The organism is Mesorhizobium sp. B2-7-3, assembly GCF_006440715.1.
GTDB classification, from domain to species: domain Bacteria; phylum Pseudomonadota; class Alphaproteobacteria; order Rhizobiales; family Rhizobiaceae; genus Mesorhizobium; species Mesorhizobium australicum.
In genome coordinates, this window is the sequence record NZ_VFTY01000006.1 from 130,768 (window position 1) to 147,095 (window position 16,328).

Consider the following 16,328-nt stretch of genomic DNA (forward strand, 5'->3'; position numbering starts at 1 on the left):
TTTCGGGCGGTGAGGCTATCCGGCAACAGGCCCGCGACGAACGATGGGGGGCCATCGCTCCAACGGTTCGACACCGGCAAACGCCCACCGTACGGAAGCCCTCGCCGGCCGTCGGCCCAGCCTCATATCGTCCTAACCACGCGCCGACGACAGACAGAAACAGGAGACTACCATTCGCAAGCCTCATCTGCGCGGTCGCGGACCGCATTTCCCCGTGCTCGACACCATCGAGCAGTACGAGTTCGAGCCCGGCTATGTCGCCTTCACCATGCCGTCGCTGAAGCGGCTGCGGGTCCAGGTCGGCTCGATGACCGTTGCCGACACCACCAGGGCATTGGTTTTGTACGAATCCGACCATCTGCCGGTCTACTATTTCCCGATCGAGGACGTGCGCGAGGAATTCCTGCTGCCCTCAAAGACGACGACGGAAGATCCGTACAAGGGCGTCGCCACGCACTACTCGCTCAATACAGGCATCACCTTGGTCGAAGACGGTGCATGGCGCTATCTCGATCCGGTCAAGGGTTGTCCGCCGATCGCGGGCTACATGTCGTTCGTGTGGAGCAAGATGGGCCACTGGTTCGAGGAAGACGAGGAGATCTTCGTGCACGCCCGCGACCCGTTCCGGCGCGTCGACTGCCTGCCGTCGTCGCGGCGCGTCCAGGTCATCCTCGATGGCGAGCAGGTCGCCGATTCACGGCGCGGCGTGTTCCTGTTCGAAACCGGCCACCCGGTGCGCCACTATCTGCCGATCTCCGACACGCGGCTCGATATGTTCGCGCCCAGCCGTTACATCTCACGCTGCCCTTACAAGGGCATTTCCAACTATTATCACGTGACCACGCCCAAGAAACGGCACGAGAACATGGTCTGGTACTATCCGGAGCCGGTGCACGAGGCAGAACGCATCAAGGGACTGGTCTGCTTCCACCACGAACTGGTCGACAAGATCCTGGTCGATGGGGTCGAAATCTCGAAGGAAGCCACGGCCGCGTCCGACGGATATTTCTAGGCACGCCGCAGCCCGCTGAAGGCTTGATCGAGATATAGGTCAGCGCATACCCTCCTTGAGAAGGAGGGCTATCGATGGATCTTTTTAAACTGGACGGCGACGTTGCGCTGGTCACCGGGGCTGGCAGCGGCATTGGCCAGGCAATCGCGATCGGACTGGCCGAGGCAGGCGCCGATGTCGCTTGTTTTGGCCATGCGTCGAAGGGCGGGCTGGACGAAACCGCTCACCGGATCACGGCACTCGGCCGCAGGGCGCTGGTGCTGACGGGCACGGTGACGTCGGAGGGCGACCTGGCCACGGCCATCGATCGCGCCGAAGCCGAACTCGGTCCGTTGACGGTCGCCGTCAACAATGCCGGCATTGCCGGCTCCGAACCAGCGGAGACACTGGCGCTGGAAAAATGGCGGAAGGTGCACGAGGTCAATGTCGCCGGCGTGTTCCTGTCCTGCCAGGCAGAAGCGCGCAAGATGCTGGCGCGGGGCAAGGGCTCGATCATCAACATCGCCTCGATGTCGGGCACCATCGTCAATCGCGGACTGACGCAGGCGCATTACAATTCCTCGAAGGCCGCCGTCATCCACATGTCGAAGAGCCTGGCCATGGAGTGGGCCGATCGTGGGCTGCGCGTCAATGTCGTCAGCCCGGGCTACACGTTGACGCCGATGAACAAACGGCCGGAGGTGGCCGAAGAGGTGAAGATCTTCAAACGCGACACGCCGATGGGACGCATGGCGGCGCCGGAGGAAATGGTCGGGCCGACGGTTTTCCTGGCCAGCCGCGCGTCGAGCTTCGTCACCGGCCTCGACCTGATCGTCGATGGCGGCTACGTGTGCTGGTAAACAGGCCATGCGAACCATGTCCCGCCGTCGTCGGCCGGCTTCGCCTGCGGTCTGGAATTCTGCTTCTTCGCGGCGTTAGTCGTTGCGCGGCATCAACGTTGGTATATATATTTTCATCCTATGAAACCGCGCTGGCGAGATGGGGCTTGCCAGGCGATAGCCGAGAGCAATTCCGCCGGAAATGCTCGGGATCATGGGACCTTGATGGCTCGCATGTTGCAGGGCGCCGCAGGACTGACAATTGATCCGCGGACGATCGCCATCGCGGCGATCGATCGGCCATGAGACTGGCTGTCTCGGCAGCGTCCGTCATCACCGAAATCGAGCCTCATCGCGCCTGTGCCGGCTTTGGTCCCGACATGGCGAGAACGGTCTTGCACAACCGCCGGCCTTTCCAACACAATCAAGAAAAGACGCAACAAGGGAACGACCAATAACCGTCACAGCTTGAAGGAGAACCAAGCAATGCCATTTCGCAGTGTGATATCGAAATTCTCAGTGGGAGCTTTTGCGCTTGCCGCGGCAAGTGTCCTGACGCCGACAGCGCGGGCAGCGGCGCCGGAATCCAACGACCCGATCAAGATCGCGCTGTTCGACTGGACCAGCGTCAATCTCAACGCCAAGATCCTCGGCGGCATCCTGGAAAAGCTCGGCTATACCGTCGAATACCCGACCGCCGACTATCTCTCCAGCCTGACAACCGGCCTCACCAATGGCGATATCGATGTCGGCCTGGAATTCTGGGATACGACGGCCGGCGAAGCGATGAAGGCCTCCGATGCCACGGGCCAGACCGAAAGGCTCGGCAAGCTCGGCCCGAAGGCCAAGGAAGAGTGGTGGTTTCCCGAATACATGAAGGAGAAATGTCCGACCTTGCCGGACTGGCACGCTCTGCTCGACGCCACCTGCGCGGCATCGTTCTCGACCGCCGAGACGGCGCCAAAGGGGCGCTATCTCGGCGGCCCGGTGACCTGGGAAGGCTTTGACGACGAGCGTGTCGCGGCGCTGAAGCTGCCCTTCACCGTGATCCATGCCGGCACTGATGCCGCGATGTTCGCCGAGTTGGATTCCGCCTATCAGCGCAAGGCGCCGATCATGCTGTGGATCTATTCGCCGCATTGGGCGCCTGCAAAATACAAGGGCGAATGGGTGCAATTCCCCGAATACACGCCCGAATGCTACACCGACCCGAAATGGGGCGTGAACCCGGACGCCAAATACGACTGCGGCAAACCGCATGGCGAGATCTGGAAGTACTCCTGGAACGGCATGAAAGACAAATGGCCGGTCGCCTACAAAGTGGCCAAGGCCTACACGATCGACACCGACGAGTTGAACAAGATGAGCGGCGAGATCGATCTTGACGGCAAGACGCCGGAAGACGTCGCCGCCGCCTGGATCGCCGCTCACGAGGCAGACTGGAAAGCCTGGGCGCAGTGACCTTCGACTGGAAAGGGAGGCCCGGCTGTTGACCGGCCGGACCTCAATTCCTGATGTTCCAGAAGGGCGACTGAATGACGGAAGCGATTGAACAGGCATCCGACTCGACGGATGCCCGCCCGATAAAACTTGCTTGCCGCAACGTCTGGAAACTGTTCGGCTCGAACGCCGCCAATTTCATCCGCGAGCGTGACGGCAAGGCCAGCATGGCGGAGGTTTCGGCGGCAGGCCTTGTCGGGGCGGTGCGCGCCGTCGACCTCGAAATCCGCCAGGGCGAGATCTTCATCATCATGGGCCTGTCCGGCTCCGGCAAGTCGACGCTGGTGCGCTGCATGTCGCGGCTGGTCGAGCCGACACATGGCAAGGTCGAATTCGAAGGCAAGGACCTGCTCAAGATTTCCGATGCCGCCCTGATCGAGCTCAGGCGCCATCGCATGGGCATGGTGTTCCAGAATTTCGCGCTGTTGCCGCATCTCAACGTGCTCGACAACATCGCCTTTCCTCTGAGTATCCAGGGACAGGATCGGACGAGACGCGAGGCGCGCGCCCGGGAAGTCATCGAACTCGTCGGTCTGCGCGGCCGCGAGCATTTCTATCCGCGCGAACTGTCGGGCGGCCAGCAGCAGCGTGTCGGCATCGCCCGCAGCCTCGCCACCAAGCCGGAGATCTGGTTTCTCGACGAGCCGTTCTCGGCGCTCGATCCGCTGATCCGCCGCGAGATGCAGGACGAGCTGATGCGGCTGCAGACCATGCTGCACAAGACCATTGTCTTCATCACCCATGATTTCGACGAGGCCATCAGGCTGGCCGACCGCATCGCCATCATGAAGGACGGCCAAGTCATCCAGATCGGCACGCCGGAGGAACTGGTGGTCAATCCGGCGACCGACTATGTCGCCGAGTTCACCCGCGACGTCGACCGCGCCAAGGTGATCTCGGCGCGCAGCCTGATGCGTAGCTGCGATGGCGCCGAGCACGGCGGCACGGTGGCGCCCGAGGCCAAGATATCGAGTTTTTCGGCCAGCATCGTTGCCGCCGGCAAACCCTTCGCCGTGATCAACGGCACCGGCACGCCGATCGGCGAAGTGACGCCGCAAGCGGTGATCGATCTTCTGGCCGGCATCGAGCGAGCCGGCGCATGACGGTAACGGCAACCGCCAGCCGGACAAGGCCGCCGATCCAACGGTGGCTGGTGATCTGGGTGCTGGCGCTTGCCGCCGTGCTGGTGATGTTCCTGCTGCAGGACAGGCTGCCATGGGCCGTCAACTACCCGGTCGAGCGGGTCGTCCCCGTCGCCGACTGGGTCAGCGCGCTGATGGGCTGGATCAAGTCGAACCTGTCCTGGCTGACGCGCTCGGTCACCGCGGTGCTCGGCCTGCCGCTCGACTTCGCGCTCAATCTCTTGGCCAAGAATTTCAAGTTCGGCCATGGCGCCGACGCTTTCGTGCTGCCGCGTTTGTCCTGGGTTGGCGTGTGCGCCGTCGCCTTCCTCGCCGGCCATGCGGCGGGAGGCAGGAAGCTCAGCCTGCTGGTTGGCGGATGTTTCCTCTACATCGCGCTGTTCGGCCAATGGACCAGTGCCATGCTGACCCTGGCGCTGATCTCGATCGCGGTGCCGTTCTGCATTCTCACCGGGCTATTCGCCGGCATCTGGGCCTGGCGCAGGCCGTGGGCCGAGCGGCTTGTGGTCTCCCCAGCACTTGACCTGATGCAGACGATCCCGACCTTCGCCTATCTCATCCCGATGCTGCTGCTGTTCGGCAACAGCCCGGTCTCGGCGATGATCGCCACCGCCATCTTCGCCACGCCGCCGATGGTGCGGGCAACGATGCTGGGCCTGTCCCGGGTGCCGTCCGAGATCGACGATTTCAGCGAGATGGCAGGCTGCACGGCGCGGCAGAAATTGTGGCGCGTGCTGCTGCCGTCGGCGCGGCCGACGCTGATGGTCGGTGTCAACCAGGTGATCATGCTGGCACTCAACATGGTGATCATCGCTTCGATGATCGGCGCCGGCGGCCTAGGCTACGATGTGCTTTTGGCGCTGCGCGCGCTCAAGGTCGGCGAGGCGATGGAAGCCGGCCTTGCCATCGTCGCGCTGGCCATCGCGCTCGACCGGCTGAGCCAGGCCATCGCCCACAAGCAGGCGAAGGGCAATGTCCACCAGTCCGCGAACCCGGGGTTCTGGCGCCGCTACCCCAATCTGACGCTCGCCATTGCGATTCTTGCCGTCACCACTCTGCTCGGCCTGTTCATACCCGCCTTCGCGGCTGTGCCCAAGGCGATCACCTTCACCACCGCGCCACTGTGGAAAGCGGCGGTGAACTGGGTGACGATCAACTTCTTCGATCTCATCGAAGCCTTCCGCGTGGCGCTGATCCTCAATGTGCTCAATCCGCTGCGCGCCTTCTGCGAGGGCTTCCCTTGGCTGGGCGCGGTGTTCCTGCTCGGCCTTGCCGGCTACCAGCTTTCCGGCCCGCGGCTGGCCGTCCTGGTGGCAATGCTGACCGCTTTCTGCGCGGTCACCGGCCTGTGGGAAAAGACCATGGCGACGGTCTATCTCTGCGGCATCTCCGCCTTCATCGCCTGCCTGATCGGCATTCCCATCGGGCTGATGGCTGCCCGTGGGGACCGTTTCGAAAAGATCGTCACACCCGTCATCGACACCCTGCAGGTGCTGCCGTCCTTCTGCTTCATCATCCCGGTCGTCATGCTGTTCAGGGTCGGCGACGTGACGGCGATGATTGCAACGATAGCCTTCGCCGTGGTGCCGGCGATCCGCTACACCAATCACGGCATAAGGCAGGTGCCGTCGGCACTGATCGAGGCAGCGAAAGTGTCGGGCTGCACCCCGCGCCAGACCTTTTTCCGCGTGCAACTGCCGCTGGCGCTGCCGGAGATCATGCTCGGCATCAACCAGACCATCCTGATGGCGTTGGCGATGATAATCATCTGCGCCATGGTCGGCACGCGCGATCTCGGCCAGGAAGTGTTCATCGCGCTGTCGAAAGCCGATTCCGGCCGCGGCATCGTCGCCGGCCTCGCCATCGCCTTCATCGGCATCGTCGCCGACCGGCTGTTCAATGCCTGGACGGCAAAGGCGCGGGCAAGGCTTGGATAGCGGCGGCGGCCTACTCGGCCGCCACTCCTTTCACCTCGAGATAGCTCTCCATGGAATCGTCCAATGCCTGCAGCCAGGGCGTATGGTGCAGCGGCGCCATGGTGCCGGTCATCAGCGAGCGATAGGAATGGTCGCGGAAGCTCATAATGTCTTCGGCCTTGTGATGCTCCCACTCCATGAAGGTCTGGTTGACCGCCTCGACGTCGAAGCCGGGATAGTCGGTCTGGTCCATGAGTTCCTTGGTGTAGTCGCCCTGGAACCAGATCATCTGCTCGGCGTCCTCCAGCGTCTCCTCGCGGGCGCGCCATTTGGCGCCATGCGCCGCCATCGCCTCGGCCGACGGCAGCTTGATGCGGCCCATGATGACGTCGCGCGCGAACCAGGCCTGCGCGTCGAACATGTTGAAGGTGTAGAACTGGTCCTGCATGCCGATATAGGACAGCTTCGGGTTCTTCTCCCAGACCACGCCCTCATAGAGGTCCAGCGGCCACATGCGGTTGGCGGTCTTGAGCTTGAGATCGTCGGTCAGGAACGGGAAGGAATGGAGATAGCCGGTGCACAGGATAATGGCGTCGACATCCTTGGTCGTGCCGTCCTTGAAATGCGCCGTCTTGCCGACGACCTTTTGCAGCAGCGGCACTTCCTTCCAATTCGCGGGCCATTTGAAGCCCATCGGTTTGGAGCGATAGCTGGAGGTGATCGACTTGGCGCCATATTTGTAGCACTGCGAACCGATGTCCTCGGCCGAATAGGAGCGGCCGATGATCAGGATGTCCTTGCCCTTGAACTCCATGGCGTCGCGGAAATCGTGGCTGTGCAGGATGCGGCCGTTGAAGGTCGAGAAGCCCTCGAAATAGGGCACGTTGGGCACGGAAAAATGCCCGGAGGCGACGACGACATTGTCGAACTCTTCCGAATAGGTCACGTCGTTGGTGCGGTCATGCGCGGTGACGGTGAATTTCTTCGTCTCGTCCGAGAAGGTGACCATGCGCACCGGGCTGTTGAAGCGCACCCATTCGCGCAGGCCCGACTTCTCGACGCGGCCCTTGATGTAGTCCCACAACACCGCACGTGGCGGGTAGGAGCCGATCGGCCGGCCGAAATGCTCCTCGAACGTGTAGTCGGCGAATTCCAGGCATTCCTTCGGCCCGTTCGACCAGAGATAGCGGTACATCGAGCCGTGCACGGGATCGCCATGTTCGTCGAGGCCGGTACGCCAGGTGTAGTTCCACAGGCCACCCCAGTCGGACTGCTTTTCGAAGCAGACGATCTCGGGAATCTCGGCGCCCTTGTCGGCCGCCGACTTGAAAGCCCTGAGTTGGGCCAGACCGGACGGTCCGGCTCCGATGACGGCAACGCGAGTGTTCATTCCGGGCCTCCTTTTTTTGATTTCCCCAGCGAAACAAATTTCACTGGCAGTGACAGTAATTAGCCTCTTGGTGCTGTCAACAGACATCTGCTGGAACGGCGTTTGCGCGCAGTGGATTCCTGGCGGAAAACCCGCGGGCGTCGCGATGGTCGCACTGCCGCGCGCAACATAAGATGGCTTGCCGTTGCGGTTGCGCTCCTGTATCGGCACCTGACATGTTCACCTTGAGTGAAATAAATCCTGACGATTGGGGGCGACATGGCAAAGGCTAATTCGGATTCCAAGGCTCCCGCGAGCGCAAAGGCAAAGCCGTCGCCGAAAGTGTCGGCGGACGGCAGGACGATACGCGCGCCGCTGACACAAAACCCGCACGCTATTCGCGATACCCGCGAAAAAGTGCTGGAGGTCGCGATCGGCCGCGAGGTGCGGGCCTTCCGCAAGAAGCTCGGCATCACCGTGGCGGATCTCGCGGTCGCCACCGATATTTCACTGGGCATGTTGTCGAAGATCGAGAACGGCATCACCTCGCCGTCGCTGACCACCTTGCAGGCACTGTCGCGGGCGCTCGGCGTTCCCGTCACCGCCTTCTTCCGCCGCTTCGAGGAAGAACGCAGCGCCGTCTTCGTCAAGGCCGGCCAGGGCCTCGACGTCGAGCGCCGCGGCACGCGCGCCGGCCACCAGTACAATCTGCTTGGCCATATCGGTTCGAACACCAGCGGCGTCGTCGTCGAGCCCTATCTGATCACGCTGACCGAGGATTCGGACGTGTTCCCGACCTTCCAGCACGAAGGCATGGAGTTCCTCTACATGCTCGAGGGCGAGGTCGTTTACCGGCATGGCAGCAACCTCTACCCGATGAAGCCCGGCGACAGCCTGTTCTTCGACGCCGACGCGCCGCACGGACCGGAGCAACTGACGAAACTGCCGATGCGGTATTTGTCCATTATCTGCTACCCGCAGGGCAGTGCTGGGTAGGCGGGCCACCGCAGCCCCCCTCACCCGGATTGTCCCGAGGGGAGAGGAGCCTGACGCCGGCGTTGGTCATCTCTTCCCCTCGGGGAGACGGTGGCCGCGAAGCGGCCGGACGAGGGGGCCTTTTAATCAGGTCCAAACCCCGGGCTCGTCGGGCTGCCATCGTCCAGCTTCGACAGCCATTCGACCAGTGTCGGGCGAAAGCGCGTGAGGCCTTTGTAGCTGGCGAGTTCCTCGGGTAGGTCGCGGATGACGCGGTGCAGGCGCCGTGCCCATTTCGGCTGCGTCACCAGCTCGTCCATCTTGATCAGGTAGCAGCGGATCGGAAAGACGATGCCATTGGAGCGCGGCAGCCGCCAGAAGCTCTGCAGTTCGACCCGCAGATGCACCTTGTCGCCGACATTCTCCGACGTCACCGTCGCGCGGTCCGGACCCCATTTGTGATAATTCTCCGGGCTGGTGTCCAGCCGCGGATTGATGGTCATCGTCCAGTTCAGGCGCCGTGCCGGCTTGCCCTGCTGGATGTTGGTGAGGAACTTCAGCGCGCGCGTGAAAATACCCTTCTCATGTGCCAGCGGCACAGGCGCGTGCCATTCGAAGAAATTCATGCCGATGTCGAAATCGAGCGACCAGTCGGCCTGGGTGGTGACCATGCCGGCGTCCATCCATAGATTGCCGTCGCGCTGGTCGAGGATGCAGAAATCGCCCTGGCTCTGGCGGGTGATGTATTCCATCGGCCCGTAAGGCAAAGTCGAGGTGTCGCCGAAGGTGAAAGTATCATCGATGCCGAGCGGCCGGTTGATCCAGCGCCAGCGGTCGCCGTCGCGCGTCAGCGTGAAATGCTCGGGATAGCCCAGCGCCTGCTGCTCCATCAAAAGCTCCAGCAGATCCCAGCCGGCGAGCGTCATGTGCGGCAGCGACTGGCAGCGCAGGGGATCCTCGGCGAGCACCAAGGCGCGGTCCTGCATCTCTGCGACATAGTGTTCGTCGACGTCGATCAGGTTTTCGAGCACCGAGCCCCTGGGCCCGACGACATGCGGCTCGATGTTGACCGCGTACATGTAGCTGTCTTCATGGAAGGGGAACGGAAACCGCCTGATGTGCTCGGGGCTGTTCTTGAAGGTGAAGTCGTCGCGGAACGTTTCCTTGCGAAAGGTGATGCCCATTCTCGCCTCCTATCTTTCCAAGACCAGCGACCTGCCCTCGAAGCGCGACACGCACGGCATGATCTTCCTGCCCGAACGGTGCTCTTCCTCGCTCAGCCAATGGTCGTTGTGGATGAATTTGCCGTCACAAGAGATGACGTTGGTCTCGCACTGGCCGCAGACGCCGCCACGGCAGAGATAGGGCGGATCGACGCCGGCGGCTTCGATGGCTTCCAGCAGGCTCTGCTGCTCGCCGACGCGGATCGTCTTGCCGCTGACGGCAAGCGTCACGTCGAATGGCAGGCCGGGCTGCGGTGCCGCGAAATGCTCGTAGTGGACGGTCTCCGGCGGCCAGCCCAGGCTAGCTGCGCGGTCGCGCACCCAGTTGATCATGCCGGCCGGGCCGCAGACATAGAGGTGCGTCCCGAGCGGCTGCGAGGATAGCAACCGGTCGAGTTCGATCCGCTCCTCGAGGTCATCGTGATAGAGCCGGACGCGACGGCCGTAGCGTTCCCGCAGCACGTCGGCATAAGTGCCAAGCGAAGCGGTGCGGCAGGTGTAGTGCAGTTCGAAATTGCCGCCCTCCCCCGCCAGTTGCGCGGTCTGGGCCATGAACGGCGTGATGCCGATGCCGCCGGCCAGCATCAGGTGTTTCTTGGCGCGCAGATCGAGCGAAAAAAGATTGACCGGATAGCTGATCACCATCTCCAGGCCCGGCTTGACCGACCTGTGCATGAACAGCGAGCCGCCGCGACCGACGTCGTCGCGGCGCACCGAGATGGTGTATTCGCGCGTGTCTAGCGGCGAGCCCATCAGCGAATAGGGATTGAGCCTTGTGCGCTGGCCATCGCGCATCTCGACCACGACATGGGCGCCGCCGGAAAAGGTCGGCAACAGCTCGCCATCACGCCGGCGAAAATGGAACCGGGTGACCAGCTCATTGACCGGGACGACATCGCTGACGACGACGTCGAGCTTGGTGGTGCCGGTGCTCATCGAAATATCTCCTCCATCGGAGGAATTTCACTGCGATCCTCGGCATTGATGCAGACGCCCTGGAACGCGGCGAGGCGTCTTGAGTAGTGATCGCGCACCAGGAGAAGCAGGCCACAATGCGAGCAGGTCGCCGGCTGCGTCGTCACATTCTCGGTGATGCCCTTGCAGTGCACGCACTGCATGCGCCGCGCCAGCGAGCCGCGATGCTCGGTCTGCACGGAGGTGTGGTCAATGCCAGCTTCGAGCGCCACCTGCATGGCCTGGCCGATCAGCCCTTCGGTGCCGGCAAGATAGAGGCGCAGACCCATATGCGCGTTATCAAGCGTCTGCTTCAGACGCGGCAGCAGACTGGCGAAGGACGGGGCGGTGTGAAATTGCGCCGGCTTCAACCCTTCGAGGGCAGCAATATATTTGCCGTCAGGACCGGGAATGAAGACGATCTCGGCACAATCGAAAAAGCCAGGTGGCGCGGTTCGGGCCATATCGGTAATCGCCAGCGCGCCTTCGGCGTCGGCGATGAACAGATGATGCCTGCCAGGCTGCGGAGACAGGGTTCCGTATATGGGCCGGCTGATGATGGTCTTGGCTGCCATTCTCTCTTTGTGCCTCGAAAACCTTCGCTGTCGATTATGCCTCAGCCTTTCGCCGTGCGCTTGGTCTTCTTGGGATCGTCGAACGGCAAGGGCTGCGCCGTCGCCTTGATCAATCCGCTGTTGTTGCGGATTTCGAGCGTGGTGTCCTTGACCGCGCAGTTGACGTCGAGCCGGGCGATGCCCATCGATTTCTCGACCAGCGGCGAATACATGGCGCAGGTGACAACGCCGACCTTTTTGCCGTCGCGATAGACCGGAGCGCCCTCGTCCGCCGGCTCCTTGCCGTCGAGCAGGACGCCATAGATCTTGAAGCGCTCCTTGCCCTTCAGGCGATAGTGCTCCTCGGCACCGCGAAAGCCGGTCTTGCCGGGGCTGACGGTGAAGTCGAGGCCGAGCTCCCAAAGCGTATCGCCGGGGCCTTCATTCTCGAACGGATACTTTTGGGAATTGTCGTAGGGGTAGAACAGCAGGTAGCTTTCGACGCGCAGCATGTCGAGCGTGGTGAAGCGGCAGGGAATGATGCCGGCGCTCTTGCCCTCGTCGAGAATCCTGTCCCAGATCGTGCCGGCGTCCTGGCCACGGCAGAAGATCTCGTAGCCGCGTTCGCCGGTATAGCCGGTGCGCGAGATCATGACGGGAAAGCCGAACAGCTGCGTCTGCATGTGATGGAAGTAGTTGAGGTCGCGGATGCCGGGCACGTGCTTGGCCAGATAGTCGACCGCTGTTGGCCCCTGCAGCGACAAATCGTGCAGATTGTCGTCGAAGCGCAGCGACACGTCCCGTCCCATCGCCGCCCGCTGCAGTTCCTCATGGCCGGTGCCCGAGCCGTGCACCACCATCCAGGAATTCGGTCCCGTGCGGTAGAGGATGCAGTCGTCGGTGAATTTTCCCGCCTCGTTCAGCATGCAGGCATAGGCCGACTTGCCGGGATAGATCTTTTCGACGTCACGCGTGGTGGCGAGGTCGATCAGATGCGAGGCGTGCGGCCCTGTGATGTGCACCTTCTTCAGGCCGGAAACATCCATAAGGCCGGCCTTGGTGCGGATGGCGATATATTCCTCGTCGGCATCCTTGTCGTAGGTCCAGGCGGTACCCATGCCGCTCCAGTCTTCGAGTTTCGAACCCAGCGCACGATGGCGATCCGCCAGGGTCGAAAATCTCCAGGATGCCGTCATCCGCTCGTCCTCCATTCGAAAATGCTGCTGTTCCCTGCTCCCGTGCGCCAGGCCGGGAGCTTGGTCGAATATTGATCGCAAACGCGAGAGGCCCGCAATCCCCTAAAAGCAAATAATTTCATTGTCAGGCAAAATCGGCAGGTCGAAGCAAGCGGTTAACTCAGCGTAAATTCGTCTTGACAATTGCGAAATTCGGTCTGAATTTATGAAAAAAATTTCACTCTCTTGAAAGAGAGCGGCGGGCGGTGGATTCGGAACCGGGCGTCGGCAAAGAAGGGGAAAACCGATGGCAGACCTGCAGCAGCGCATCGAGGCGCTGTACCGCTCCGACTTGCGCGGATCCGCGCTCCTGATCATCTGCCTGTGGGCGACGATTCTCTTCGTCCTCTTCATGACATGGCCATACATTCCGCAGGGCGGCATCAAGGCCGTCGTCGCCATTGCCGCCGCCGCCGTGCTCATCTTCAACACGGCAGCCATCCTGGCGATGGTCAAACACTACAAGGAAGACAAGGAATTCATCTACGGGCTCGACATCAAGAACGCCGACGCATCCCGCAACCGCAAGTCCTGAGGGGAGAAACAATGTCCCGCTATACGCCGCCGGAGCAGAGCAAGGCCGGGCAAGTCTTCGACATCGCCGTTGTCGTGGTCGCCATCTTCGTGGCGCTGTGGCTGCCGCTGAAGCTTGGTCTTGCCGGTGCCGCAAAATCAATCGACGCGCTCGATGCCAAGACCTGGGAAGCGCTCGGGCAGAATCCGACCATGGCGTCGATCTGGGAAAAGCTCGGCTATACGCCCGAGACCGCGCACGACATCATCCAGAACCGGTTCCACTACATCATCGACTGGCCGACGCTGATCATCATGGCGGCCGTCCTGATCGGTTATTTCGTGTTCCTGTTCCGGGCATCCGACCGCGAATATCGCGATGTGATCAACGAGAAGTTCGACGACAAGTAAAGTTTGGCGACGAAGAATTTGGGGACACGATCATGTGGGTTGCACTCTCTTACGCATGCTGGGGCATCTCGATCGTGCTCGCGCTGTGGATGCTCTACGACTGGTTCAAGGTCGATACGAACTACTCCGAGGACGTTTTGACCTCGTCGCGTGAAGGCGAGCTTGAAGCCGCTTCCGAAAAACACCGGATCTGAGTGGGGATTGATCGATGACGGTCGCGCTTGAAAACACCACCACCACCACAATTCACGGCGACCGGGTATCGCTGCTTCGGGTGCTTGGCCCGGCCCATGTCTGGGCGCTCGGCGTCGGCATCGTTCTGGTCGGCGAGTTCACCGGCTGGAATTTCTCGGCCGACAAGGGCGGCGCGCTGGCTGCCCTGATCGTGTGCTGGGTCGTCGGGCTGCTCTACACCTCGGTGGCCATGATCGATTCCGAGGTGACGTCGACAGTGGCCGCCGCCGGCGGCCAGTATGCGCAGGCCAAGCACATTGTCGGGCCGTTGATGGCGTTCAACGTCGCGCTGTTCCTGGTCTTTGCCTATACGATGCTGGAAGTGTCCGACGCCATCCTGCTCGGCGACACCATCGTCGCCAAGGCGGGTGTGGAAGGGCTGACCCACAATTCCTTCATCGCCGCCACCATCGTGGTGCTGGCCTGGCTCAACTATCGCGGCGTACTGATGACGCTCAACGTCAACTTCGTCATCACGGCCATCGCCTATGTCTCGATCGTCGTCCTGTTCTTCTCGGTCAGCCCCTGGACGCAAGGCGCGGTGCTGAAGCTCAACGAACTGGTCACTCCAGGCAACGCGCTGCCCTATGGCTGGATCGGCGTCATCGCCGCCTTCCAGTTCGGCATCTGGTATTATCTCGGCATCGAAGGGACCACCCAGGCCGCCGAGGAGGTGCGCTCGCCGGCACGCTCCCTGCCCTACGGCACCATGGCCGGCATGATCACGCTGCTCATCGCCGCCGCCATGACCTGGTATGTCTGCGCCTCGCTGATGCCTTGGGAATATCTCGGCATCACCTATTATCCGCTGTGGGACGCCGGCAAACTGACCGGCAGCCCCCTGCTCGAGAACCTCCTGTTCATAGCGACGCTGCTCGCCGCGCTTGCCTCCGCCAATGGTTGCATCAACGACGCGGCGCGCGCCTGGTTCTCGCTCGGACGCGACCGCTATCTGCCGAGCTGGTTTTCGGCGGTGCATCCGAAATACCGCACGCCCTATCGCTCGATCCTGTTCCTGCTGCCGATCGCGCTGGCCTTCGCCTTCATCGCCGACCTTAACCAGGCGATCACCTTCTCGATCCTGTCGGGCGTGCTGCAATACACTTTCATGAGCATCAACATCATGATGTTCAGGAAAAAGTGGCCGCTGGGCTCGATCCGCCGCGGCTACACGCACCCCTTCCATCCGCTGCCGGCAATCGTCCTGTTCAGCCTGTGCGTAGTGACCTTCTTCGCCATCTTCCTCGGCTTCGGCTCGCAGTTGATCGCCATGGTCGCCTTCTATTTCCTGATTTCGCTGTGGTTCCATTTCTATCGCTACAAATTCGTGCGGCGTGGGGACCAGTTCACCATGCCGTGGCCGAAACCACAGGGCTATTGATGGGAGTAGGCCCGCCCAGCATCTGGACGGGCCTTGCACGATAAAATGTCCGACGTGATATCAGCACTGCTTGCCGGGGCAATTGTCCTGGCTCTCGTCCTTCACTTTGCGTGGCAGGCGCGCCGCAGCCGCGACAGGGCCTCGGCAGCGCTCGCCGCCGACGAGCCGGGCATTCGCGCTGTCGTCGCGGATGCAGACAATGTCTCGGACGGCACCGCCGGCGTCATCACCTGGGAAGGATCATGGAACGGCCAACGCGTGCAGGTGCGCACTATCGTCGACACGCTGGCGACACGGAAACTGCCGGCCCGCTGGCTCAGCGTTTCGATCACCGAGAAGGTCTCGGTAACTGCCATTTTCGATATGATGATGCGGCCGGGCTCGCCGACGACGTTCTCCAATTTCGACCATCTCCAGCATACGCTGCCGAAGGCGCCCGGTTTTCCGGCCGAGGCGGTGCTGCGGACAGACCGCAGGGGCACACGGTTCCCGCAGAGCATCATCGCCGGCCATATGGAACCCTTTTCAGAAGGCCGCGCCAAGGAGCTGCTGATCACGCCGAACGGAGTGCGCATCGTGTGGCTGCTGGCCGAGGCCGAGCGGGCACGCTACGGTGTCTTCCGGCAAGCCGCGTTCGGTGACACACGGATCGATTCTGCGCTGATCGAGCGGTTGCTCGTATCACTCTCGGATCTGCGCGACGCCATCAACCGAAGCGAACGGCAGGCCGCATGAGCACTTCAGACACTTCGCCGGCGCCAGTGAGCCCTTATCTCGTCCTGGGCGCCGCAATCGTGCTGCCGGCAAGCGGTCATGTCATTCTGGGCATCCCGGTGCGCGGACTGCAGTTTCTTTTCTTCATGGTCATCCTGGCCTGGGTGACCGCCAGGATTTCACCGCCGGACGCCAGCTTCGTCGGCCGTCACGCCGGCGGCTTCCTGATCTATGCGCTGTCGATCCTCGACGCCTACAAGATCGCCCGCATTCGTACCGCCAAATGGGCTCATAATGCCCGGCCGGAAGGAAACGGTACGCAGAGCGGCATTGGGCCGCATACGTAACCAGAGGAAAATTTCTTTCATGCCATTGAA

The 16,328-nt window shown here is 62.1% G+C and carries 17 protein-coding genes; 12 read left to right on the forward strand and 5 right to left on the reverse strand.

Annotated elements, in window-relative coordinates:
• The first annotated feature begins 214 nt into the window (after positions 1 to 214).
• From FJW04_RS15495 to FJW04_RS15515, 5 genes are all read left to right on the forward strand, one after another.
• Positions 215 to 1,012 carry a DUF427 domain-containing protein gene (locus FJW04_RS15495; RefSeq protein ID WP_181172951.1) on the forward strand — a complete coding sequence of 266 codons (798 nt, stop codon included), beginning with the start codon at positions 215 to 217 and terminating at the stop codon, positions 1,010 to 1,012.
• Between the two features lie 74 nt (positions 1,013 to 1,086).
• A complete protein-coding gene (locus tag FJW04_RS15500) occupies positions 1,087 to 1,851 on the forward strand; it encodes an SDR family oxidoreductase (protein WP_140715102.1) in 765 nt (254 codons plus the stop codon).
• Between the two features lie 465 nt (positions 1,852 to 2,316).
• Positions 2,317 to 3,291 carry an ABC transporter substrate-binding protein gene (locus FJW04_RS15505; RefSeq protein ID WP_140715104.1) on the forward strand — a complete coding sequence of 325 codons (975 nt, stop codon included), beginning with the start codon at positions 2,317 to 2,319 and terminating at the stop codon, positions 3,289 to 3,291.
• Positions 3,292 to 3,365: 74 nt separating this feature from the next.
• Positions 3,366 to 4,433 carry a glycine betaine/L-proline ABC transporter ATP-binding protein gene (locus FJW04_RS15510; RefSeq protein WP_140715106.1) on the forward strand — a complete coding sequence of 356 codons (1,068 nt, stop codon included), beginning with the start codon at positions 3,366 to 3,368 and terminating at the stop codon, positions 4,431 to 4,433.
• Positions 4,430 to 6,409 (forward strand): ABC transporter permease subunit, encoded by a 1,980-nt coding sequence (locus tag FJW04_RS15515; RefSeq protein ID WP_140715108.1) that lies wholly within the window; start codon positions 4,430 to 4,432, stop codon positions 6,407 to 6,409. The genes FJW04_RS15510 and FJW04_RS15515 overlap by 4 nt, the downstream gene beginning before the upstream one ends.
• 10 nt (positions 6,410 to 6,419) lie before the next feature.
• On the opposite strand, the gene FJW04_RS15520 is transcribed toward FJW04_RS15515, so the two are convergent.
• Positions 6,420 to 7,778: an NAD(P)/FAD-dependent oxidoreductase gene (locus FJW04_RS15520; RefSeq protein WP_140715110.1), complete on the reverse strand. Its 1,359-nt coding sequence runs from the start codon at positions 7,776 to 7,778 to the stop codon at positions 6,420 to 6,422.
• A gap of 258 nt (positions 7,779 to 8,036) precedes the next feature.
• Between FJW04_RS15520 and FJW04_RS15525 the strand changes: the two genes are divergently transcribed.
• Positions 8,037 to 8,753 (forward strand): XRE family transcriptional regulator, encoded by a 717-nt coding sequence (locus FJW04_RS15525; protein ID WP_015318901.1) that lies wholly within the window; start codon positions 8,037 to 8,039, stop codon positions 8,751 to 8,753.
• Between the two features lie 122 nt (positions 8,754 to 8,875).
• Here the strand turns inward: FJW04_RS15525 and FJW04_RS15530 are convergent, their stop codons facing one another.
• From FJW04_RS15530 to FJW04_RS15545, 4 genes are read right to left on the reverse strand one after another with little or no spacing between them, the layout of a single operon-like run.
• Positions 8,876 to 9,916 (reverse strand): DUF3445 domain-containing protein, encoded by a 1,041-nt coding sequence (locus FJW04_RS15530; RefSeq protein ID WP_140715112.1) that lies wholly within the window; start codon positions 9,914 to 9,916, stop codon positions 8,876 to 8,878.
• 9 nt (positions 9,917 to 9,925) lie between these two features.
• Entirely contained in the window at positions 9,926 to 10,891 is a 966-nt protein-coding gene (locus tag FJW04_RS15535; RefSeq protein ID WP_140715114.1) for a PDR/VanB family oxidoreductase, read from the reverse strand.
• Positions 10,888 to 11,484, reverse strand: coding sequence for a dimethylamine monooxygenase subunit DmmA family protein (locus tag FJW04_RS15540; RefSeq protein ID WP_140715116.1), 597 nt, complete (start codon positions 11,482 to 11,484; stop codon positions 10,888 to 10,890). The genes FJW04_RS15535 and FJW04_RS15540 overlap by 4 nt, the downstream gene beginning before the upstream one ends.
• A gap of 41 nt (positions 11,485 to 11,525) precedes the next feature.
• Positions 11,526 to 12,659, reverse strand: a complete 1,134-nt coding sequence (locus tag FJW04_RS15545) for an aminomethyltransferase family protein (protein ID WP_140715118.1) — start codon at positions 12,657 to 12,659, stop codon at positions 11,526 to 11,528.
• A 286-nt stretch (positions 12,660 to 12,945) separates the two neighbouring features.
• Between FJW04_RS15545 and FJW04_RS15550 the strand changes: the two genes are divergently transcribed.
• From FJW04_RS15550 to FJW04_RS15575, 6 genes are read left to right on the forward strand one after another with little or no spacing between them, the layout of a single operon-like run.
• A complete protein-coding gene (locus FJW04_RS15550; protein ID WP_140617370.1) occupies positions 12,946 to 13,233 on the forward strand; it encodes a hypothetical protein in 288 nt (95 codons plus the stop codon).
• A gap of 11 nt (positions 13,234 to 13,244) precedes the next feature.
• Entirely contained in the window at positions 13,245 to 13,622 is a 378-nt protein-coding gene (locus tag FJW04_RS15555) for a hypothetical protein (RefSeq protein ID WP_127280938.1), read from the forward strand.
• A gap of 32 nt (positions 13,623 to 13,654) precedes the next feature.
• The gene (locus FJW04_RS15560) at positions 13,655 to 13,816 is read left to right on the forward strand and encodes a hypothetical protein (protein WP_015318908.1); all 162 of its coding nucleotides are present in this window, start codon (positions 13,655 to 13,657) and stop codon (positions 13,814 to 13,816) included.
• 14 nt (positions 13,817 to 13,830) lie between these two features.
• Positions 13,831 to 15,237: an APC family permease gene (locus tag FJW04_RS15565; protein ID WP_015318909.1), complete on the forward strand. Its 1,407-nt coding sequence runs from the start codon at positions 13,831 to 13,833 to the stop codon at positions 15,235 to 15,237.
• A gap of 45 nt (positions 15,238 to 15,282) precedes the next feature.
• The gene (locus FJW04_RS15570) at positions 15,283 to 15,972 is read left to right on the forward strand and encodes a hypothetical protein (protein WP_181172952.1); all 690 of its coding nucleotides are present in this window, start codon (positions 15,283 to 15,285) and stop codon (positions 15,970 to 15,972) included.
• Positions 15,969 to 16,298 (forward strand): hypothetical protein, encoded by a 330-nt coding sequence (locus FJW04_RS15575; RefSeq protein WP_140715120.1) that lies wholly within the window; start codon positions 15,969 to 15,971, stop codon positions 16,296 to 16,298. The genes FJW04_RS15570 and FJW04_RS15575 overlap by 4 nt, the downstream gene beginning before the upstream one ends.
• The last annotated feature ends 30 nt before the right edge of the window (positions 16,299 to 16,328 follow it).